This is a genomic window from Sphingomonas sp. GW821-FHT09E03, from assembly GCF_059416225.1.
Genome location: NZ_JBWKOS010000001.1, coordinates 354356 through 374408, shown reverse-complemented (window position 1 = coordinate 374408; position 20053 = coordinate 354356). Strand labels below are relative to the sequence as shown.

19 protein-coding genes are annotated in these 20053 nt (G+C 68.2%); 13 read left to right on the top strand and 6 right to left on the bottom strand.

The features are described 5' to 3' along the window. Nucleotides 1-20: 20 nt before the first annotated feature. The 4 genes from AC07M8_RS01945 to AC07M8_RS01930 form a co-directional block, all read right to left on the bottom strand. Nucleotides 21-1124, bottom strand: coding sequence for a SufD family Fe-S cluster assembly protein (locus AC07M8_RS01945; protein ID WP_495172768.1), 1104 nt, complete (start codon nt 1122-1124; stop codon nt 21-23). Continuing rightward, nucleotides 1121-1864 (bottom strand): Fe-S cluster assembly ATPase SufC, encoded by a 744-nt coding sequence (gene sufC / locus AC07M8_RS01940; protein ID WP_495172767.1) that lies wholly within the window; start codon nt 1862-1864, stop codon nt 1121-1123. Before sufC ends, AC07M8_RS01945 begins: the two co-directional genes overlap by 4 nt. A gap of 93 nt (nt 1865-1957) precedes the next feature. Beyond that, entirely contained in the window at nt 1958-3442 is a 1485-nt protein-coding gene (gene sufB, locus AC07M8_RS01935; protein ID WP_495172766.1) for a Fe-S cluster assembly protein SufB, read from the bottom strand. After that, entirely contained in the window at nt 3442-3906 is a 465-nt protein-coding gene (locus AC07M8_RS01930) for an SUF system Fe-S cluster assembly regulator (protein WP_495172765.1), read from the bottom strand. Before AC07M8_RS01930 ends, sufB begins: the two co-directional genes overlap by 1 nt. Before the next feature lie 168 nt (nt 3907-4074). Here AC07M8_RS01930 and AC07M8_RS01925 point away from each other — a divergent pair, with 168 nt between their 5' ends. The 3 genes from AC07M8_RS01925 to AC07M8_RS01915 are packed head-to-tail and all read left to right on the top strand — an operon-like array spanning nt 4075 to nt 8737. Continuing rightward, nucleotides 4075-5106, top strand: coding sequence for a quinone-dependent dihydroorotate dehydrogenase (locus AC07M8_RS01925; RefSeq protein ID WP_495172764.1), 1032 nt, complete (start codon nt 4075-4077; stop codon nt 5104-5106). A 47-nt stretch (nt 5107-5153) separates the two neighbouring features. Beyond that, nucleotides 5154-6905: a gamma-glutamyltransferase gene (ggt, locus tag AC07M8_RS01920; RefSeq protein WP_495172763.1), complete on the top strand. Its 1752-nt coding sequence runs from the start codon at nt 5154-5156 to the stop codon at nt 6903-6905. 44 nt (nt 6906-6949) lie between these two features. Then, nucleotides 6950-8737: an AMP-dependent synthetase/ligase gene (locus AC07M8_RS01915; RefSeq protein WP_495172762.1), complete on the top strand. Its 1788-nt coding sequence runs from the start codon at nt 6950-6952 to the stop codon at nt 8735-8737. 96 nt (nt 8738-8833) lie between these two features. On the opposite strand, the gene AC07M8_RS01910 is transcribed toward AC07M8_RS01915, so the two are convergent. Then, complete coding sequence (locus AC07M8_RS01910; RefSeq protein ID WP_495172761.1) at nt 8834-9622, bottom strand: aspartyl/asparaginyl beta-hydroxylase domain-containing protein; 789 nt, start codon at nt 9620-9622, stop codon at nt 8834-8836. A 221-nt stretch (nt 9623-9843) separates the two neighbouring features. On the opposite strand from AC07M8_RS01910, the gene AC07M8_RS01905 reads away from it, so the two are divergent. The 8 genes from AC07M8_RS01905 to miaB all read left to right on the top strand — a co-directional run bounded on the left by AC07M8_RS01905 (nt 9844) and on the right by miaB (nt 17907). Next, entirely contained in the window at nt 9844-12717 is a 2874-nt protein-coding gene (locus AC07M8_RS01905; protein WP_495172760.1) for a M16 family metallopeptidase, read from the top strand. Nucleotides 12718-12842: 125 nt separating this feature from the next. Continuing rightward, nucleotides 12843-13415 (top strand): NifU family protein, encoded by a 573-nt coding sequence (locus tag AC07M8_RS01900; protein ID WP_495172759.1) that lies wholly within the window; start codon nt 12843-12845, stop codon nt 13413-13415. A gap of 2 nt (nt 13416-13417) precedes the next feature. Next, the gene (locus AC07M8_RS01895) at nt 13418-14011 is read left to right on the top strand and encodes a malonic semialdehyde reductase (protein ID WP_495172758.1); all 594 of its coding nucleotides are present in this window, start codon (nt 13418-13420) and stop codon (nt 14009-14011) included. Between the two features lie 60 nt (nt 14012-14071). Beyond that, nucleotides 14072-14716, top strand: coding sequence for a tRNA (adenosine(37)-N6)-threonylcarbamoyltransferase complex dimerization subunit type 1 TsaB (gene tsaB, locus AC07M8_RS01890; protein WP_495172757.1), 645 nt, complete (start codon nt 14072-14074; stop codon nt 14714-14716). After that, a complete protein-coding gene (locus tag AC07M8_RS01885) occupies nt 14716-15183 on the top strand; it encodes a GNAT family N-acetyltransferase (RefSeq protein ID WP_495172756.1) in 468 nt (155 codons plus the stop codon). Before tsaB ends, AC07M8_RS01885 begins: the two co-directional genes overlap by 1 nt. Nucleotides 15184-15368: 185 nt before the next feature. Continuing rightward, nucleotides 15369-15791 carry a Fur family transcriptional regulator gene (locus AC07M8_RS01880; RefSeq protein WP_267395829.1) on the top strand — a complete coding sequence of 141 codons (423 nt, stop codon included), beginning with the start codon at nt 15369-15371 and terminating at the stop codon, nt 15789-15791. Nucleotides 15792-15809: 18 nt separating this feature from the next. Then, entirely contained in the window at nt 15810-16535 is a 726-nt protein-coding gene (locus tag AC07M8_RS01875; protein WP_495172755.1) for a lysophospholipid acyltransferase family protein, read from the top strand. Nucleotides 16536-16569: 34 nt separating this feature from the next. After that, the gene (miaB, locus tag AC07M8_RS01870; RefSeq protein ID WP_495172754.1) at nt 16570-17907 is read left to right on the top strand and encodes a tRNA (N6-isopentenyl adenosine(37)-C2)-methylthiotransferase MiaB; all 1338 of its coding nucleotides are present in this window, start codon (nt 16570-16572) and stop codon (nt 17905-17907) included. 13 nt (nt 17908-17920) lie between these two features. Here the strand turns inward: miaB and AC07M8_RS01865 are convergent, their stop codons facing one another. Next, nucleotides 17921-18214 (bottom strand): hypothetical protein, encoded by a 294-nt coding sequence (locus AC07M8_RS01865; protein WP_267395826.1) that lies wholly within the window; start codon nt 18212-18214, stop codon nt 17921-17923. 337 nt (nt 18215-18551) lie between these two features. Between AC07M8_RS01865 and AC07M8_RS01860 the strand changes: the two genes are divergently transcribed. Together AC07M8_RS01860 and ybeY are read left to right on the top strand one after the other, a co-directional pair. After that, complete coding sequence (locus tag AC07M8_RS01860; protein ID WP_495172753.1) at nt 18552-19550, top strand: PhoH family protein; 999 nt, start codon at nt 18552-18554, stop codon at nt 19548-19550. Then, nucleotides 19543-20052 (top strand): rRNA maturation RNase YbeY, encoded by a 510-nt coding sequence (ybeY, locus tag AC07M8_RS01855; protein WP_495172752.1) that lies wholly within the window; start codon nt 19543-19545, stop codon nt 20050-20052. Before AC07M8_RS01860 ends, ybeY begins: the two co-directional genes overlap by 8 nt. Nucleotide 20053 lies beyond the last annotated feature (1 nt).

The following is a 20053-nucleotide window of genomic DNA, read 5'->3' as shown; positions in this document are numbered from 1 at the left end:
CAAGACTTGCTCGAGCACGGTCATGACACCCGCGCTCCCCCGGCGACCAGCGCTTGCCCCAGCCACGCATCGGCATCAGCGGCGAAGGCGTCGCGCACGGTCTCGTTGCCGATTCGGTCGAGCGCGTCGGCGACGAACGCGCGGGTCAGCAGCGCCTGCGCCTTGGGCTTGGGGATGCCGCGGCTCTGCATGTAGAACAGCGCGCGGTTGTCGAGCTCGCCCACCGTCGCGCCGTGCGCGCATTTGACGTCGTCGGCGAAAATCTCGAGCTCGGGCTTGAGGTTCACCGTCGCGGTACGCTGCAGCAGCAGCCCGCGCAGGCTTTGCTCGCCGTCGGTCTTCTGCGCATGCCGCGCGACCTCGACCGCCGCGGCAAGGCTCGCGGTGGAGCGATCCGCGGCCACGGCGCGCCACAATTGATGCGACTGGCCGTTGGACTCGGCATGGCGGACCCGCACCGCACACTCCTGGCGCTGCTCGCCCGCGGTGAGCAACGCGCCGCCGAACTCGGCATAGCCGCCGTCGCCCGCCAGCGTCACCGCGGCATCGATCCGCGTGCCAGCATGGCCGGCACCGAGGAAGGTCGTGATCAGGCTGGCGCCCGCGCCCAGCGTCGCTTCCTCGCGGACGCTGGTGAAACCGGCCTCTTGGGTCAGCCGCACCGCGCGCATCAACCGCGCCGCGCGTCCGAGCGACACCGAGGTGAAGCGGTTGCTCCAGCCGGCGCCGACATAGGTCTCATAGACCTGCGCCACCGCATCGTCGCCGAGCACGATCGCCGCCGGCAGGTGGTTTTCCGCGCCGGTGGCGACATGGACCACCTGGACCGGATCGAGCGCCGCGTCAGCCTCGACGCGCAGCATCCAGCCGGTGCCGGTGGCATGACGGCCAAGCAGGTGATCGCCGCCACCGAGTTCGGTCAGCACCACGCTGCCGAGCACGCTGCGCGCGTCATCGAGCACGCCGTCGACGAACAGCAGCCGCGCACCGGGCAGGTCGAGGAACGCGCCGTCGGTGTCGGAACGCGCCACCGGTGCGAGCGCCGCCGCGGTGGCGAGCGCGCCCATGTCGGCCCAGCGCCACGCCTCGGCGCGGCTGGACGGCAGATCGAGCACCGCGCTCATGCCGCCGCCTGCGCGTAACCCTCGCGCTCGAGCTGGTGCGCCAGCTCGGCGCCGCCGGTGCGGGTGATCCGCCCGGCTTCCAGCACGTGGACGAAATCCGGCTGCACATAATCGAGCAGGCGCTGGTAATGGGTGATCAGCAGCACCGCCTTGTCGGGCCGGCGCATGATCCGGTTGATGCCGTCGCCGACGATCCGCAGCGCATCGATGTCGAGGCCGCTGTCGGTCTCGTCGAGGATCGCGAACCTCGGATCGACGATCCCCATCTGCACCATTTCGTTGCGCTTCTTCTCGCCGCCCGAGAAGCCGACATTGACCGGCCGCTTGAGCATGTCGTGATCCATGCTGAGCAGATCGGCCTGGCCGCGCGCTAGCTTGAGGAATTCGCCGCCGGACAGCGGCTTCTCGTCACGGCTTGCGCGCTGGGCGTTGAGCGCCTCGCGCAGGAACTGGACGTTGGAGACGCCGGGGATCTCGACCGGATATTGGAAGCCCAGAAACACGCCGGCGGCGGCGCGCTCGTGCGGCTCGAGCTCGAGCAGGTCCTGGCCGGCGAAGGTGATCGCGCCGGCGGTCACCTCATAGCCGGGCCGGCCGCCGAGCACATAGCCGAGCGTCGACTTGCCGGCGCCGTTCGGCCCCATGATCGCGTGCACCTCGCCCGCGTTCACCTCGAGGCTCAGCCCCTTGAGGATTTCCTTGCCGTCGATCTCGGCGTGGAGGTTGTCAATCTTGAGCATTCTTCTCTCATTCATTCCCTGGCGACGCCGACGCTCATGGCCCCATGCGCATCGCCTGTAGCTGGACCCCGGCGCCCGCCGGGGATCAATGACTTAGCCGACCGAGCCTTCGAGGCTGATCCCGAGCAGCTTCTGCGCCTCGACCGCGAATTCCATCGGCAACTGCTGCAGCACCTCGCGCGCGAAGCCGTTGACGATCAGCGCCACCGCCGCCTCGGCATCGAGCCCGCGGCTCATTGCGTAGAACAGCTGGTCCTCGGAGATCTTCGAGGTGGTCGCCTCATGCTCGATCTGCGCCGATGGGTTGCGCACCTCGATATAAGGCACGGTGTGCGCGCCGCACTGGTCGCCGAGCAGCAGCGAATCGCACTGGGTGAAGTTGCGCACGCCTTCCGCGGTCGGACCGACGCGGACGAGGCCGCGATAGGTGTTGTCCGAGCGCCCGGCGCTGATGCCCTTCGACACGATCGTCGAGCGGGTGTTCTTGCCGAGATGGATCATCTTGGTGCCGGTATCGGCCTGCTGGCGGTTGTTGGTCACCGCCACCGAATAGAATTCACCGACCGAGCCATCGCCGGCGAGCACGCAGGACGGATATTTCCAGGTGATCGCCGAACCGGTCTCGACCTGGGTCCAGCTCACCTTGCTGTTCTTGCCCTGGCAGAGCGCGCGCTTGGTGACGAAATTGTAGATCCCGCCGACGCCATTCTCGTCGCCCGGATACCAGTTCTGCACGGTGCTGTACTTGATCTCGGCATCGTCGAGCGCGACCAGCTCGACCACCGCGGCGTGGAGCTGGTTCTCGTCGCGCATCGGCGCGGTGCAGCCCTCGAGATAGCTGACATAGCTACCCTTGTCGGCGACGATCAGCGTGCGCTCGAACTGGCCGGTGTTCTCGGCATTGATGCGGAAATAGGTCGACAGTTCCATCGGGCAGCGCACGCCCTCGGGAATGTAGACGAAGGTGCCGTCCGAGAAGACCGCGCTGTTGAGCGTCGCGAAGTAATTGTCGCGCTGCGGCACCACCTTGCCGAGCCACTTCTTCACCAGCTCAGGGTATTCCTTGATCGCCTCGGAGATCGAGCGGAAGATCACGCCCGCGGCCTCCAGCTCCTTGCGGAAGGTGGTCGCAACCGAGACGCTGTCGAACACCGCATCCACCGCGACGCGGCGCTTGGGGTTGCCCTCCGCGTCGAGTTCCTCGACGCCGGCGAGCATCTTCTGCTCCGAAATCGGGATGCCGAGCTTTTCATAGACGCGCAGGATCTCGGGATCGACCTCGTCGAGGCTGCCGAGCTTGGGCTTGGCCTTGGGCTCGGCATAATAATAAGCGTCCTGGTAATCGATCGGCGGCACGTTGAGCTTCGACCAGTCGGGCGCCTCCATCGTCAGCCACAGCCGGAACGCCTTCAGCCGCCAGTCGAGCATCCAGGCGGGCTCGCCCTTCTTGGCGGAGATGTAGCGCACCGTGTCTTCGCTCAGGCCCTTGGGCGCGAAGTCCTGCTCGATATCCGAGGAGAAGCCCCACTCATAGGTCTTGGAAACGGCCGCATAGGCCTCGGCGTTCTTCGTAGCCATTATGCAATTACCTCGGCGCGCAGCGGCGCGCTGTTCTGGGTCATCTGGGTTGGCGGCGTGCCGGCAAGGCTGGCGAGGCTGACCCCGGCAAGGGCACCGCGCACGGCGTTGTTCACCACGCCCCAATGCGGCTTCACCGCGCATTGGTGATCGAGCGAGCAATCCTGGCGACCGGCCCCCTCGACGCAGGCGGTCATCGCGATCGGCCCCTCGACTGCCTCGATGATCTCGGCGAGGCTGATCGATGCCGGCGGCCGCGACAGGCGGAAGCCGCCGCCGGTGCCGCGGGTGCTTTCGAGCAGCCCGGCGGCCGACAGCCGGCTGACGAGCTTCTGCGCAGTGGGCAGCGGCACGCCGGTCTGTTCGGCGAGCAGGGTCGCGTTGAGCCGCGCGAGCCCGCCGCAATGGCGCGCCGCGGCGGTCATCATCACCACTGCATAATCAGCCAGGCTGGACAGGCGCATGTTGCGAACGGTTCTCAAATCGGACGGAATTGATCCGATTGGCAAATGGTCCTGCGCGACCGGTTCGTCAACCAGGGTCGACGCCCCAATGTGAGATCGCGTCTGCGTCGGTCGTCATTGCCCGAGGACCGGTTGCGGAGCGACCGCCCCGGTGCGATTGGCGGAGGCATGGCCTATCTCGCTCGCCCGCTGCTGTTCACGCTTGATCCCGAGCGCGCCCACACGCTCACCATCGACGCGCTGGCGCTGCGTCAGCGGCTGCCGGTCCGCGCGCCGGTCACGTCGTCGCGGCTGGCTACCACCGTCGCCGGCATCGCTTTCGCCAACCCGCTCGGCATCGCCGCGGGGCTCGACAAGGATGGCAAGGCGATCGACGGACTGCTCGGGCTCGGCGCCGGTGCCGTCGAGATCGGCACGCTGACCCCGCTGCCGCAGGCGGGCAACGCCAAGCCGCGGCTGTTCCGCCTCGCTGCCGATGGCGCGGTGATCAACCGGATGGGGTTCAACAATGGCGGGCTTGCCGCCGGGATCGCCCGCGCCCGCGCCAGCCGCCGCGCCCACGGCGGCAGGCTCGGCATCAACGTCGGCGCCAACAAGGACGCCGCTGACCGCGTCGCGGATTATGTCGCGGGGGTGAGCGCGGCGGCGCCGGTCGCCGATTACGTCACGATCAACATCAGCTCGCCCAACACGCCGGGGCTGCGCGATCTCCAGCACGGCGCCGCGCTTGCCGAGCTGCTCGCCGCCTGCACCGCCGCACGCGGCACCACGCCGCTGTTCCTCAAGGTCGCGCCCGATCTCGAGCCCGCGCAGATCGACGATATCGCCCGTGCCGCGATCGATGCCCGCGTCGATGCGGTGATCATCGGCAACACCACGATCAGCCGTCCGGCGCTGCACAGCGCCGACGCCGGCGAGACGGGCGGCCTGTCTGGCGCGCCGCTCAAGCTGCTCGCCCGCCAGCGGCTGGCGGATTTCCGCGCCGCGACCGGCGCTGCGCTGCCGCTGGTCGCCGCGGGCGGGATCGACAGCGGCGCCGAGGCCTATGCCCGGATCCGCGCCGGCGCGAGCCTGGTGCAGCTCTACACTGCGCTGGTCTACGGCGGTCCCGCTTTGCCCCGCCGCATCGTCACCGAACTTGACGCGCTGCTCGCGCGCGACGGCATCGCCCGGGTCGCGGAGGCCGTAGGGGCGGGCTGATGCAAGCGTCTTGCCCTCCGGTCCCCAGCCGTTACGGTCCCCGCCCGATGAAGACGCTTCTGCTCGCGCTCACTGCGCTGTCGATGCCGCTCGCGGCCACCGCCCGGTCCGCACCCGCCACTCCCGCCAGTAAGCCCCAGGGCATGGTCAGCGCCGCCGATCCCCGTGCGGCGGCCGCCGGTGCCGAAATGCTGAGGGCCGGCGGCACCGCGACCGATGCGGCGATCGCGACCATGCTCGTGCTCAACGTTGTCGAGCCACAGAACTCCGGGATCGGCGGCGGCTCCTTCTGGGTCACCCACACCGCCGCCGGCCACAGGGTCTCGACCATCGATGCGCGCGAGGCGGCACCGATGGCGGCCGATCCCAAGTGGTTCTACGCCGATGACGGCAGGCCGATGAGTCACGCCCAGGCGGTGCCCGGCGGCCGCAGCGTCGGCGTCCCCGGTGCGCTCCGGGCGATGGCGCTCGCCCACCGCCGGGCCGGCAAGCTGCCCTGGGCGACGTTGTTCGCGCCGGCAATCCATTACGCTCGCGACGGCTTTACCGTATCGGCGCGGCTCCACAACGGGCTCAACAACTTCGGCAGCCATATCGATAGCTGGTCGCGCGGCCATTATCTCGGCGCCGACGGCACCGCGCAGCCGGTCGGCACCCTGCTCAAGAACACCGAACAGGCGACCCTGCTCGGCCAGATCGCGAGGCGCGGCGCCGACAGTTTCTATGTCGGGCCGACCGCGCAGGCAATCGTCGCCACCGTCAACGGCGCCAGCCGCAACCCGTCGAAGATGACCACCGGCGATCTCGCCAGCTATGATGCCAAGCCGCGCGGCGCGGTGTGCGGTACCTACCGGGGCTACCGGATCTGCGGCATGGGACCACCCTCGGCCGGCGGCGTCGCGGTGCTCCAGATCCTCAAGCAGCTCGAGCGGTTTGACATGACCGCACTCGGCAAGAATTCACCCGTCGCCTGGCATTTGCTCGCCGAGTCCGAGCGCCTCGCTTATGCCGATCGCGACATGTATCTCGGCGATCCCGATTATGTGTCGGTGCCGGTCAAGGGCCTCACCGACCCGCGCTATCTCGCTGCCCGCTCGGCGCTGATCTCGCCCGAGCGGACGATGGCGACCATCGCTCCCGGCCTGCCTGCCGGCGCCCCGCCGCGGATCCGCGCCAAGGTCAGCGAGGTGCCCGGCACCAGCGATCTGGTCGCGGTCGATCGCGCCGGCAACGTCGTCGAGATCACCACCACGATCGAGGGCTATTTTGGCTCGGGCCTGACCGTCAGCGGCACCGCGCTCAACAACGAGCTGACCGACTTCGATACCGTGCCCGACAAGGATGGCGCGCTCGTCGCCAACCGCGTCGAGGGCGGCAAGCGGCCGCGCAGCTCGATGTCGCCGACGATCGTCTACAACCCCGATGGCACGGTGCGGATCGCGATCGGCGCCGCCGGCGGCGCGACCATCATCGCCCAGGTCGCCAAGGCGCTGGTCGGCGTGCTCGACTGGCATCTGTCGGCGCAGGAGGCGATCGCACTCGGCCTGGTGTTTGCCCCCGGCCCGGTTGCGACGCTGGAGCAGGGCACCCAGCTCGACGCGATGAAGCCGGCGCTTGAAGCGCTGGGCGAGCGGGTGCAGATCGCACCGCTGGGGCTCAAGGCCAATGCCATCGAGCGCGTCGGCGGTCGCTGGGTGGGTGCCGCCGATCCGCGCAGCGAGGGCGTCGCGGTCGGCGAGGATGGCAGCGTCACGCAGATCGTCCGCGTCGGCGCCGCGCCGAACCGCCCGCCCGAATGAAGATGACGGCCGGCCAGCGAGCCGGCCGCGGCAGGAGAGAAGCCATGCGCACCCTCGAACACTTCCCCAACCTCGTCACCATGTTCCTCACGCGGGCGCGGGAGAAGGGCGACGCACCGTTCCTGTGGACCAAGCAGAACGGCGCCTGGCAGTCGATCAGCTGGGCTGAGGCGGCGCGCCAGGTGGCGAGCCTCGCCGCCGGGCTCAAGGCCATCGGCCTCAAGCGCGGTGACCGGGTGATGCTGGTCAGCGAGAACCGCCCCGAATGGTGCATCAGCGATCTCGCGATCATGGCCGCCGGCTGCATCACCGTGCCCGCCTACATCACCAACACCGAGCGCGATCACGCCCATGTAATCTCCGATTCCGGCGCCTGCGCGATCATCGTCTCCACCGACAAGCTCGCGCGGACGCTGCTCCAGGCGGTGCTGCGCTCCAATCAGGGGCAGACGGTGATCGGCATCGACCAGATGCGCGCGCCGTCTGCCGGCGTCGACTTCCACAGCTGGCATCAGCTGATCGCCGATCATCCGACCACGCCCGAAGCGGCCGCCGCGGACGCGGGCTTCGCGCGCGACGATCTCGCCTGCATCATCTACACCTCGGGCACCGGCGGCGCGCCGCGCGGGGTGATGCAGCATCACGGCGCGATCCTCCACAATGTGCGTGGCTGTTCGGCCGTGATCTCGGAGGACTTCGGTTGGGACGACGAGGTGTTCCTGTCGTTCCTGCCCCTGAGCCATGCCTATGAGCATACCGGCGGGCAGCATTTCGCGATCGGGCTCGGCGGCCAGATCTATTATGCCGAGGGGCTCGACAAGCTCGCCGCCAATATCGAGGAGGTGCGGCCGACGATCATGTTCGTCGTGCCCCGCCTGTTCGAGGTGCTGCGCACCCGCATCGCCAAGGCGATCGAGAAGCAGGGCGGCGCCTCGGCCTATCTGCTCGCCCGCGCGCTTGATATCGGCACCAAGGAATATGAGGGCCGGATCAGGCTCGCCGATCGACCGATGCAGCTGGTGGTCCGCACCCTGTTCAAACCCAAGATCGCCAAGAAGTTTGGCGGGCGGATGAAGGCGATGGTCTCGGGCGGCGCACCGCTCAACGCCGAGGTCGGGCTGTTCTTCCAGAGTCTCGGCCTCACCTTCCTGCAAGGCTATGGCCAGACCGAGGCTGCCCCGGTGATCTCGTGCAACCGCCCGTCGGCCGGCCTGCGGATGGACTCGGTCGGCCCGCCACTGGTGGATACCGAAGTGCGGATCGCCGACGATGGCGAGATCCTCGTGCGCGGCGAGCTTGTTATGCACGGCTATTGGCGCAACGAGGCCGAGACCGCGCGGGTGCTGAAGGACGGCTGGCTGCACACCGGCGACATCGGCGAGATCGACGCCAAGGGCCGGATCACGATCACCGATCGCAAGAAAGACCTGATCATCAACGACAAGGGCGATAACGTCGCGCCGCAGAAGGTGGAGGGCATGCTCACCCTCCAGCCCGAGATCGGCCAGGCGATGATCGCCGGCGACCGCCGCCCGTATATGGTCGCGCTGGTGGTGCCCGATCCCGAATGGACCCAGGAATGGTGCGCTGCCAACGGCACCAGCTGCAAGTTCGCCAATCTCGCCGAGAACAGCGAGTATCGCACCGCGATCGGCCAGGCGATCGAGCGCGTGAACAAGGACCTGTCGGTGACGGAGCGCGTCCGCCGCTTTGTGCTCGCCGACGCCCCCTTCACCATCGAGAACGAGCAGCTGACGCCGAGTCTCAAGATCCGCCGCCACATGATCCGGGCGATGTACGGCGAGCGGCTCGACGCGCTGTACAAGGGATAGCACGGCGGAGCAGCACCCGCTCCTGTTCGTCATCCCGAGCTTGTTTCAGGATGACGGCGGGGTATCCGTGGCGCTTCCGATCAGCCCTGCCGCGGCCTAGGCGTCGAGCCGCTTCATCGCCGCATTCCAGCTTGCGATGTTGCACCGCGCCTCCTGCACGAACGGCGAGCGGCGGACGATGCCGAGAAACAGCTCCGCGATCCACTTGCCGGGGTTCTTGAGCGGGCGCTCGACCTGGATCAGCAGCACCACGCGGGTGCCATGGGTGTCGTTCCACACCTCGTGATCATAGGTGTCGTCGAACACCAGCGTCTCGCCCTCCGCCCAGCGGACGACCCGGTCGCCTACCCGCATCCGCACGTCGCCGTCGCGCGGCACCATCAGCCCGAGGTGGCAGGTGATCAGCCCCTTGGTGACACCGCGATGCGCCGGAATGTGCGTGGCGGGCGCGAGGATCGAGAAGAAGGCGCTGTTGAGGCCGGGGATCTGCTCGACGATCCGCCGGGTCTGCGGGCAGCGCGCCAGATTGTCGTCGATCCGATAGCCATAGCCCCACAGGAAGAAGGAGCGCCACTTGTCGATCTCGGCGATCGAGCGATGATCCGGCGAGATGGTCGCGAGGCTGGGCGAGGCCCGGCCGCACAGCGCCACCGCCCGCGCCTCGTCGCGGATCGCCTGCCACTCGGCGCGCAGCAGCCCGGTCCAGGCGAAATCGCGAACGTCGAGCACCGGCTCGTTGCCGACCAGCGACGAAGCGGCGATGAGCCGGTCGAACATCCCGCGCAGATGCTTGCCGACGCGGATGATCAGCGGCCGCCCCGCGGCAGCGACCATGGCGGGCGGCTTGCGGTCGCGATCGCTGCCCGCGCCAGAATTCCGCCACATTGCAGGCGCTGCCCCGCCGTCCATCCCGACCGTCACTGGTTCACCATCTCACTGTGCCGCCGTTTTCGCATTCGCACCTGCTGATGCGATCGCCCGGTCGGCGTTTGTTTCACGGTCGGGCTAGCCGTGTTTCTGGTCGAAATCATGGCGCTAGCCGGGCGAGGACATGGTCCGGCAGGTCGCGCTGGCAGGCCCCTGCCCATGTCGCTAGAAGGCAGGCCATGGCGTTTTCCCCCCGCGCATTCGCGCCCGTATTCCTGCTCGCCCTGGCGATCCCGGCCTTTGGCCAGTCTACCCCCAAGCCCACGGCGACGGCACAGCCCGCGGTCAAGGTCGATACCACGGCCTGGCTGTACAAGGGCAGCGACCTGCCGCCCGACCCCGCCTGGTCGTTCGGCACCTTGCCCAACGGGCTGCGCTACGCCGTGCGCAAGAATGGCGTGCCGCCGGGGCAGGTTTCGATCCGCGTCCGCATCGATGCCGGCTCGCTTTATGAGGCGGACAGCGAGCGCGGCTATGCGCATTTCATCGAGCATCTGTCGTTCCGCGGCTCGGAATATGTCCCCGATGGCGAGGCCAAGCGGGTGTGGCAGCGGTTCGGCGCTACCTTCGGCTCTGATTCCAACGCGTCGACCACGCCGACCCAGACGCTGTACAAGCTCGACCTGCCCTCGGCGACGCCACAGACGCTCGACGAGAGCATCAAGATCCTGTCGGGCATGATGGAGCAGCCGGCGCTGACGGACGCCGCGGTCGCTGCCGAGCGGCCGATCGTGCTCGCGGAACGTCGCGAGCAGCCTGGGCCGCAGGTTCGCCTCGGCGACACCGTCAACGCCACCTTCTTCGCCGGCCAGCCGCTCGCCGATCGCTCGCCGATCGGCACCATCAAGACGCTGGAGGCCGCGACCGGCGCCAGCATCAAGGCCTTCCACGATCGCTGGTATCGCCCGAGTCGCGCGGTGGTGATCATCTCGGGCGACATGGATCCGGCCCTGCTCGGCCAGCTCGTCGTCAAGCATTTCGCCGACTGGCAGGGCGCCGGCCCCGCGCCTGCCGATCCTGATTTCGGCAAGCCCGACCCCGGCCAGCCAACCGCGGCGACGCTGGTTGAGCCCGGCCTGCCGCCGCTGGTCATGCTTGGCACCATGCGCCCTTGGCACTTCAACAACGACACCGCGATCTTCAACCAGAAGCGGATGATCGACACGCTCGCGGCGCGGATCATCAACCGCCGGCTCGAGCGGCGCGCGCGTGCCGGCGCCAGCTTCGTCCAGGCGAGCGTCGATCTCGACGACACCTCGCGGTCGGCGAACATGACCTCGGTGACGATCCTCCCCGTGGGCGACCAATGGGAGCAGGCGCTGAAAGACGTCCGTGCGGAGATCGCCGATGCGCAGAAGACCGCGCCGAGCCAGGCCGAGATCGACCGCGAATATGCCGATTATGAGGTGGCGATGCGCAACAGCGTCGAGACCGCGCGGGTCGAGGCGAGCGCCAAGCAGGCCGACGACATGGCCGGCGCGCTCGACATCCGCGAGACGGTGACGGCTCCGCAGAACCAATATGACATTCTCGCCGATGCCAAGAAGGCGGGGATGTTCACCCCCGACAACGTGCTCGCCTCCACCCGCAAGATCTTTACCGGCGATGCGACGCGGGCGCTGGTCAACACCCGCACTGCCGACAAGGGCGTCGCCGAAAAGCTCGCCGCCGCGCTCAAGGCGGACGTCTCAGGGCTGACGATCAAGCGCAGCGCCCAGGCCGCGGTCGATTTCTCCAAGCTGCCCGCGCTCGGCGCCCCCGGCACGGTGGCAACGCGCGAGCAGCTCGCCGGCCTGCCGGTCGAGAAGGTGGTGTTCGCCAATGGCGTGCGGATGCTGCTCTTCTCCAACACGGCCGACAGCGGCCGGGTGTTCGTCCGAGTCCGTTTCGGCGGCGGCTACAATGCCCTCCCCGCCAACCGGCCGAGCCCGGCCTGGGCCGGCGATCTCGCGCTAATGGAGAGCGGAATCGGCAATCTCGGCCAGGACGATCTCGACCAGCTCACCGCCGGGCGCCAGATGGGCCTCGACTTCGGCATCGACGACGATGCCTTCTCGGTCGCGGCGCTGAGCAGCCCCAAGGACTATGCAGACGAGCTCACCCTGATCGCCGCCAAGCTCGCCCAGCCGCGCTGGGATGCAGCGCCGGTAGCGCGCGCCAAATCGGCGGCGCTCACCGCCATTCCCGGCTATACTTCCTCATCGGACGGCATTCTGTCGCGCGATCTGGAAGGACTGCTTCGCGCCGGCGACCCGCGCTGGGTGACGCCCGATGCCAAGGCGGTCGATGCGCTCACCCCCAAGGCGTTCCAGGCGCTGTGGGCGCCGCTGCTCGCCAGCGGCCCGATCGAGGTCGACGTGTTCGGCGATGTCCAGCCTGACGCGGCGATCGCCGCCGTCGCCAAGAGCCTTGCCGCGCTGCCGCCCCGCACCACCCCGGCCATGGCGGCACCAGCCGTGCGCTTCCCTGCGCATGTCGCCACCCCCGTGCTGCGCAGCCATGATGGGCCGGACAACCAGGCCTCGGCGGTGATCGCCTGGCCGACCGGCGCCGGTCTCGACGACATCGCCGAAAGCCGTCGGCTTGACGTGCTCGCCCAGGTGTTCAGCGATCGCCTGTTCGAGCGGATGCGCCAGGCAGCCGGCGCAAGCTACAGCCCCGGCGTGGTCAGCCAATGGCCCAAGGGCCTGCCCGGCGGCGGCCGGCTGATGGCGGTGAGCCAGGTGGCGCCGGAGAATGTCACGCTGTTCTTCAAGCTGTCGCGCGAGATCGCCGCTGATCTGGTCGCCAACCCGATCTCGGCCGACGAGCTCGCCCGCGTGAAGGGGCCGCTCAGCCAATATTATGCGCGCGCCTCCACCAGCAGCTTGTTCTGGCTGCGCGAGCTGTCGGGCGGCGCCTACGACCCGCGGCGCTTGGAAGCGACCCGGCGGATCGGCCGCGACTTCGGCGAGGTCACCCCGGCGGTGCTGCAGGCGACCGCGGCGAAATATCTGCTGCCGGCCAAGGACTGGACGATGGCGGTGCTGCCGAAGAAGCTGGCGGCGAAGTAGCAGGCGCACCGCGCTCCTGCGGCCGCAGGAGCGCGGTGCCGCCAGCGGCAAAACCACCGCCGCGGAAACAATCCCTTTCCCCGCCCCGACTTGATCGCGGGGCCCGGCCGCGCCACATGCAGCGCATGCTGATCGAGACCGAAGCCACGCCCAACCCGGCGACGCTCAAATTCCTCCCCGGCCGCGTCGTGATGGACGCCGGCACGCGGGATTTCGCCACCCCCGAGGAAGCGGACGCCAGCCCGCTCGCCGAGACCTTGTTCGCGCTCGGCGACGTCACCGGCGTGTTTTTCGGTCGCGACTTTGTCTCGGTAACCGCGGCGCCCGGCGTTTCGTGGCCCGGGCTCAAGCCCGACGTGCTCGCGATCCTGCTCGATCATTTCTCCGCCGCCATGCCGCTGTTCAAGCCGGCCAGCGCCGGGTTCAGCGTGCCGAGCGCCGAGGATGACTTTCAGGACGACCCCGCCGACGCCGAGATAGTCGAGCAGATCCGCGACCTGATCGACACCCGCGTGCGCCCGGCCGTGGCGAATGACGGTGGCGACATCGTTTATCGCGGTTTCGACAAGGGAAAGGTGTTCCTGCGCATGCACGGCGCCTGCGCCGGCTGCCCCTCCTCCACCGCAACCCTGAAAAATGGCATCGAACAGCTGCTCAAATATTACGTGCCCGAAGTCACCGAAGTGAGGGCCGTCTGACCATGGCCGCCCCGCTCGACGACGCCGCGCTCGACACCATCTTCCGCACCGCGCGCAGCTTCAACCATTACACCGACCGGCCGGTCGGCGAGGACCAGCTCCACGCGATCTGGGAGCTGATGAAATGGGGGCCGACCTCGGTCAACCAACTGCCGGCGCGGCTGGTGTGGTGCACCAGCGACGAGGCCAAGCAGACGCTCGCCGCTGCGGCCAGCGGCAGCAACGGCCCCAAGATCCTCGCCGCGCCGGTAAGCGTCGTGATCGGCATGGACGTCAACTTCCACGAATATCTCCCCGAGCTGTTCCCGCACGTCGACGCTAAGGCGTGGTTCGACGGCAACAGCGAGCTGCGTGAGGCGAGCGCCTTCCGCAACTCGACGCTGCAGGGCGCCTATTTCATCATCGCCGCCCGCGCGCTGGGGCTCGACGTCGGACCGATGTCGGGCTTCGACGCCGGCCTCGTCGACAAGGCGTTTTTTGCCGACGCGCCGGGGGTGCGCACCAACTTCATCGCGACGCTGGGCTATGGCGATCCCGCCTCGGTTCACGAGCGTTCGCCGCGTCCCGCCTTCGACAAGTTCAATCGTATCGCGTGATGCCGTCGGCCTGCCCCGAATCGGGGTAGCGGCCGCCGGCATGACCGTCCACAGGCGGGCATGATCGACTCCCCTTTCCCTCGTACCTTGGTGATCGACACCGCCACCACCGCCTGTTCGGTGGCACTGATCGAGCAGGACAAGGTGATCGCACGCGATCATCTGGTGGTCGGCCGCGGCCACGCCGAACAATTGGTGCCGATGATTGCCCGGCTGCCCGATGGTGGCCGCGCCCCGCGCATCCTGGTTGACGTTGGCCCGGGAAGCTTCACCGGCGTGCGCGTCGGCATCGCTGCTGCGCGCGGGCTCGCGCTTGGCTGGGGGGCGGTGGCGCACGGCTATTCCAGCCTGACCCTGCTCGCCGCCGCCGGCTTCGCCGCGCGATCGCCGACCGATCTTGCGGTGGTGCTCGAAGGAGGGCATGGCGAGGTCTTCATGCAAGCGTTTGCCGCCGATCTGACGCCCCACGCGCCGCTCGTCTCGCTCAAGCCCGAGGCCGCCATTGCCGCACTCGGCACGCGCCTCGCCATCGGCAATGGCGTCGGCCGTCTCCTCGCGGTCGATCCCGCCATCGAGGCGCTGGAAGCGTTGCCCGACGCGGCCGATGCCATCCTGCTACCGCTTGCCTTGGCCAGCCTGCCGCCGCGCCCGATCTATGGCCGCGCACCCGACGCCAAGCTGCCCGGCGGGATCACCCCGGCCTGATGGCGACGCGCTCGATCCTGCTCCGCCCCGGCGACGCGCGCGATATCGGCATTGTCGAGGCGTTGATGCTCTCAGCGTTCGACCCGCGCTTCGGCGAGGCTTGGACGCGCAATCAGTGCCTGGGGGTGATGGCCATGCCCGGCATCCGTGTGACGCTGGCGCAGGTCGACGACGAGCCTGCCGGGTTCGCGATGGTCCGCAGCGTCGCCGACGAAGCGGAACTGCTGCTCCTCGCGGTCGATCCCCGCCATCGCCGCCGCGGCATCGGCACTGCCCTGCTGCGCGGCGTGATCGCCGAGGCACAGGCAACCGGCATCGCCGACCTCCACCTCGAGGTACGATCGAGCAACGAAGCCGTTGCGCTCTACAAGGCACAAGGGTTCGAGAAGGTCGGCGAGCGCCGCGGCTATTATCGCGGCCGGTCGGGTGACGTCCACGATGCTCACACCTACCGGCGGCCGGTCTAGTACTCGGCCTTGCCCCGTCCCAATCCGTGATCCCCGCGCGAGCTGGATATCTTGAGGACAAAAAGCGCCATTCGGGACACTTCCGGCTGTCGGGCGGATGACAGCGGATCGGCTAATCGACGGCTCATCCTTATTGCGAGTCAGTTTCGCTTCTCGCAACAAGCGGATGGGGTTAAGGAAGCATGATGCCCCGCAAGATCGATCTCGAAGCTCTCTGCAACCAGAAGGGCCTGCGCATCACCGAGCAGCGCCGGGTGATCGCCCGCGTGCTCTCCGAGGCGGAGGATCATCCCGACGTGGAGAAGGTTTACGAGCGCGCCTCAGCGATCGATCCCGGCATCTCGATCGCCACCGTGTACCGCACCGTGCGCTTGTTCGAGGAAGCCGGCATTCTCGACCGCCATGATTTCGGCGATGGCCGCGCCCGTTACGAGCCCTCGCCCGAAGCGCATCACGATCATCTGATCGACGTCGAAAGCGGCAAGGTGATCGAATTCGTCGATCCCGAGCTCGAGCTGCTCCAGAAGGCGATCGCGGAGCGGCTCGGCTTCCGTCTGGTCGACCATCGCATGGAACTCTACGGCGTCTCGCTCGACCGCAAGGTGTGAGCGCGACTCGGGTGACGAGTGGCTAGCCTCCGCCTGGCGCTGCGGCTCATCGCCATGACGCTGGCGCTGCTGATCGCGCTGGTGCTGCACGGATTGTGGCGGCTGCTGCGCCTCCCCTCGCCCTGGCCGCGCCTGCTGCTCGGGTTGATCGCGCGCATTGTCGGCGCCCGCCGCCGCATCGTCGGGCAGCCTCGCCGCCGCGACGTGGTGTTCGTCGCCAACCATCTCAGCTGGATCGACATCCTGCTGATCGCCGGCGCGACCGGCAGCACCTTTGTCGCCAAGGCTGAACTCGCCAAGGCGCCGCTGGTCGGCTGGCTATGCACGCTCAACAACACGCTGTTCGTGTCGCGCGAGGATCGGCTTCAGGTCGCCAGCCAGATCGGCCGGCTCCGCGATGCGCTCGCTGACGGCTGGGCGGTGACGATCTTCCCCGAAGGGACCACCGGCGACGGCAAGTCGCTGCTGCCGTTCAAATCGGCGCTGCTCGCCGTGCTCGAGCCGCCGCCGCCCGGCGTGCTGATCCAGCCGCTCCGCATCGATTACGGCAGCGCGACCGACGATCTCGCCTGGTTCGGCGACGAGCCCGGCCAGCACCATGCCGCCCGCGTGCTGCGCCGCCGTGGCAGCTTCATCGCCACGCTCGCGTTCCTCGAGCCGTTCGACCCGCTCGCCTTCGCGGGGCGCAAGGCGGTAGCCGCCGAGGCGCGCCGCCGGATCGAAGCCGCGCCGGTGCGCGGGTAGCGAAACGCGCGCGCTTGGGCTATGCGCCAGGGGCATGAAGCCCAGTCCCAAGACCTTCCACGTCAAGTCGTTCGGTTGCCAGATGAACGTCTATGACGGCGAGCGCATGGCCGAGTTGATGACGGCGCAGGGCCTTGCCGCGACCGACGATGCCGGTGCCGCCGACCTGGTGGTGCTCAACACCTGCCATATCCGCGAACGCGCCACCGAGAAGGTCTATTCGGACATCGGCCGGCTGCGCAAGGACGCGGCCAGCAAGGGCGTTGCGGCGCCGATGATCGCGGTCGCCGGCTGCGTCGCCCAGGCCGAGGGCGAGGAGATTGTCCGCCGCGCCAAGGTGGACGTGGTGGTCGGTCCGCAGGCTTATCACAATCTGCCCGCGCTGGTCGCCCAAGCGGCCGAGGGTGGTGCCGCGCTCGATACCGACATGCCGGTGCTGTCCAAGTTCGGCTCGCTGCCGGCGCGGCGCAAGGTCGGACCGTCAGCCTTTCTCACCGTGCAGGAAGGCTGCGACAAGTTCTGCACCTATTGCGTGGTGCCCTACACCCGCGGCGCCGAGGTCAGCCGGCCGTTCGCCGCGATCGTCGACGAGGCCAAGGCGCTGGTCGACGCCGGCGCGCGCGAGATCACGCTGCTTGGCCAGAACGTCAACGCCTGGGAAGGCGAGGACGCCGCCGGTCGTGTTCATGGTCTCGACGGGCTGATCCGAGCGCTCGATACGATCCCCGGCCTTGCGCGGATCCGCTATACCACCAGCCACCCCAACGACATGCGCGACGGCTTGGTCCGCGCGCACGCCGAGGTCGAATCGCTGATGCCCTTCCTCCACCTGCCGGTGCAGGCCGGGAGCGACCGGGTGCTCAAGGCGATGAACCGCAGCCATGATCGCGATTCGTACCTGCGGCTGCTCGATCGGGTCCGCGCGGTGCGCCCCGACATCGCGCTGTCCGGCGACTTCATCGTCGGCTTTCCCGGCGAGACCGACGCCGAGTTCGCCGAAACGCTGAGCCTGATCGATGCGGTCGGCTATGCCCAGGCCTATTCGTTCAAATACAGCCCGCGCCCCGGCACCCCCGCGGCGACGATGACCGCGCAGGTCGCGCCCGAGGTGATGGACGAGCGGCTCCAGCGGCTGCAGGCAGCGCTCAATCGCGACCAGCATGCCTTCAACGCGGCGACGGTGGGCCGGCAGTGTTCCGTGCTGATCGAGCGCCGTGGCAAGCTGCCGGGGCAGATGCTCGGCAAGTCGCCATGGCTTCAGTCGGTCCACCTGCTTACCGAGGCGCCGATCGGTGCGATGGTCGAGGTGGACATCGTCCGCGCCGATCCCAATTCGTTGAGCGGCCTCGCGCGGTTGAAGGCCGCGGCCTGATCCCGCGACGGCGCTACGCGTCGCCCTTCGGCGTCAGCACCGCCACCGCACGGGCGACGAGTTCGTCCTGTTCTACCGGCACCGGCTTGGCTGAATCCGGCAGGGTGCCGGCTATTTCAGCGGCCGCGGCAAGATTGTTGTGCCGCTCGGCCAGCGCCTGATGCGCCGCGGCGACGGCGGGATCCGTGGTACGCTCGGCGAGCAGCGCTTCCTGCTCGGCGCGCCGCCGATGATAATCGGCCTGGTCCGCCCAGGACCGTTCCGCGCGTATCGGATCATCGTCGGGGCGCGCCGTTCCACTGTTCATCGTACATCCTTTTACGAACGATACGCCATTGTGATGCCGAAACACCTCAAGAGACTAACCCAGATCAGGCCGGATAACGCATCATTCTGGTTTTATCTCCATGGGGAGGGAGACAATTTCAAAGGGTTCCGTGCCTTGCGACGATTACGGCATCTCGCAATTGTATCGGGCAAATAATCAGGGCTGTCGCCCGAGGCAGCGGCCTGCCACACTCGCCGGCGATGCAGCTGCGCCGTTTCGCGACTCGCCCCTTGAACGCGGGCCGTGCCACCCTCACCTCCGCCTTGGCGCCCGGCATCTCCGATGCACCCCGCGCAATGACCCCCGAAAGGACCGCATGAGCCGCAAGCCTGTCCCCGCCCATTCCGGTGAACGCAGCCGTGTAGAAGTGTTGTTCGACAAGCCCCAGCTCCTTGCCGCCCTGTTTGGCCATTATGATCAGAACCTCGTCGCGCTGGAAAACCGCCTCGGGGTCTATATCACCGCGCGCGGCAATCGTGTCGGGCTTGAGGGGACGGCCGAACAGGTGGCGATCGCGCGCGACGTGCTCCAGGATCTTTACGCGCGCATCCAGCGCGGCGAGGATGTCGATACCGGGCTGGTAGACGCAGCGATAGCGATGAGCGCCGAGCCGGTGCTTGACGGCATCATCAGCACTGAGCGCTCCGCCGCGCCCTCGATCATGATCCGCACGCGCAAGAAGACGATCGTGCCGCGCACGCCGGCGCAGGCGCATTACATGCGTGAGCTTACCACCAACGACATGATCTTCGCGCTCGGGCCGGCAGGCACCGGCAAGACCTATATCGCCGTCGCCCAGGCGGTCGCGCAGCTGATCACGGGCAGCGTCCAGCGTCTGATCCTGTCGCGCCCGGCGGTGGAGGCCGGCGAGAAGCTCGGCTTCCTGCCCGGCGACATGAAGGAGAAGGTCGATCCATATCTGCGCCCGCTTTACGATGCGCTCCACGATTGCCTGCCCGCCGAGCAGGTCGAGCGGCGCATCGCCAGCGGCGAGATCGAGATCGCGCCAATCGCCTTCATGCGCGGCCGCACGCTGGCCGACGCCTTCGTGATCCTCGACGAAGCGCAGAACACCACGCCCGGGCAGATGAAGATGTTCCTCACCCGCTTCGGCCAGAACAGCCGGATGGTGGTCTGCGGCGATCCCAACCAGACCGATCTGCCCGGTGGCGTCGCCGCATCGGGCCTTGCCGATGCGACGATGCGGCTGGAGGGGGTCGAGGGCATCTCGATGACCCGCTTCACCACCGCCGACGTCGTCCGCCACCCGATCGTCGGCCGGATCGTCGAAGCTTATGAGGGTACCAATGCTTGATATCGCCCTGACCCGCGAAGACCCCTGGGCCGACATCGATTGGGACGACCTTGCCGCGCGCGCCGCGCGCGCCGCGATCGAGCGGACGCCGCACGGCGAATTGCTGACCAGCGCGGCAGCGGTCGAGGTGTCGGTCCGGCTGACCAGCGACGACGAGGTCCACACCCTCAACCGGCAATATCGGCAGAAGGACAAGCCGACCAACGTCCTCTCCTTCCCGATGGTTCAGCCCGATCTGATCGACACCGTCAGTCAGAATTCGGACGACGGCGAGCTGCTGCTCGGCGATATCGTGCTGGCCCACGGCGTCTGTGTTGCCGAGGCGGCCGAGCGCGGCATTCCGGTGGAAGTGCATGCCACCCATTTGCTGGTGCACGGCACGCTGCATCTGCTAGGCTATGATCATCTGGGGGATGATGAGGCCGAGGCCATGGAGGAGATCGAGCGCCAGGCGCTCGCCTCGCTCGGTATCGCGGACCCTTATTTGATTCGCGAGGACTGAA

Bases quoted from the DNA above. Each gene is read 5' to 3' on its own strand.
- tsaB (WP_495172757.1), top strand. From the start codon at position 14,072: ATGATCGACTCCCCTTTCCCTCGTACCTTGGTGATCGACACCGCCACC.
- AC07M8_RS01885 (WP_495172756.1), top strand. From the start codon at position 14,716: ATGGCGACGCGCTCGATCCTGCTCCGCCCCGGCGACGCGCGCGATATC.
- AC07M8_RS01900 (WP_495172759.1), top strand. From the start codon at position 12,843: ATGCTGATCGAGACCGAAGCCACGCCCAACCCGGCGACGCTCAAATTC.
- ybeY (WP_495172752.1), top strand. From the start codon at position 19,543: ATGCTTGATATCGCCCTGACCCGCGAAGACCCCTGGGCCGACATCGAT.
- AC07M8_RS01915 (WP_495172762.1), top strand. From the start codon at position 6,950: ATGCGCACCCTCGAACACTTCCCCAACCTCGTCACCATGTTCCTCACG.
- AC07M8_RS01860 (WP_495172753.1), top strand. From the start codon at position 18,552: ATGAGCCGCAAGCCTGTCCCCGCCCATTCCGGTGAACGCAGCCGTGTA.
- ggt (WP_495172763.1), top strand. From the start codon at position 5,154: ATGAAGACGCTTCTGCTCGCGCTCACTGCGCTGTCGATGCCGCTCGCG.
- AC07M8_RS01865 (WP_267395826.1), bottom strand. From the start codon at position 18,214: ATGAACAGTGGAACGGCGCGCCCCGACGATGATCCGATACGCGCGGAA.
- AC07M8_RS01905 (WP_495172760.1), top strand. From the start codon at position 9,844: ATGGCGTTTTCCCCCCGCGCATTCGCGCCCGTATTCCTGCTCGCCCTG.
- AC07M8_RS01880 (WP_267395829.1), top strand. From the start codon at position 15,369: ATGCCCCGCAAGATCGATCTCGAAGCTCTCTGCAACCAGAAGGGCCTG.
- AC07M8_RS01895 (WP_495172758.1), top strand. From the start codon at position 13,418: ATGGCCGCCCCGCTCGACGACGCCGCGCTCGACACCATCTTCCGCACC.
- AC07M8_RS01925 (WP_495172764.1), top strand. From the start codon at position 4,075: ATGGCCTATCTCGCTCGCCCGCTGCTGTTCACGCTTGATCCCGAGCGC.
- miaB (WP_495172754.1), top strand. From the start codon at position 16,570: ATGAAGCCCAGTCCCAAGACCTTCCACGTCAAGTCGTTCGGTTGCCAG.
- AC07M8_RS01930 (WP_495172765.1), bottom strand. From the start codon at position 3,906: ATGCGCCTGTCCAGCCTGGCTGATTATGCAGTGGTGATGATGACCGCC.
- AC07M8_RS01910 (WP_495172761.1), bottom strand. From the start codon at position 9,622: ATGTGGCGGAATTCTGGCGCGGGCAGCGATCGCGACCGCAAGCCGCCC.
- sufC (WP_495172767.1), bottom strand. From the start codon at position 1,864: ATGCTCAAGATTGACAACCTCCACGCCGAGATCGACGGCAAGGAAATC.
- AC07M8_RS01945 (WP_495172768.1), bottom strand. From the start codon at position 1,124: ATGAGCGCGGTGCTCGATCTGCCGTCCAGCCGCGCCGAGGCGTGGCGC.
- sufB (WP_495172766.1), bottom strand. From the start codon at position 3,442: ATGGCTACGAAGAACGCCGAGGCCTATGCGGCCGTTTCCAAGACCTAT.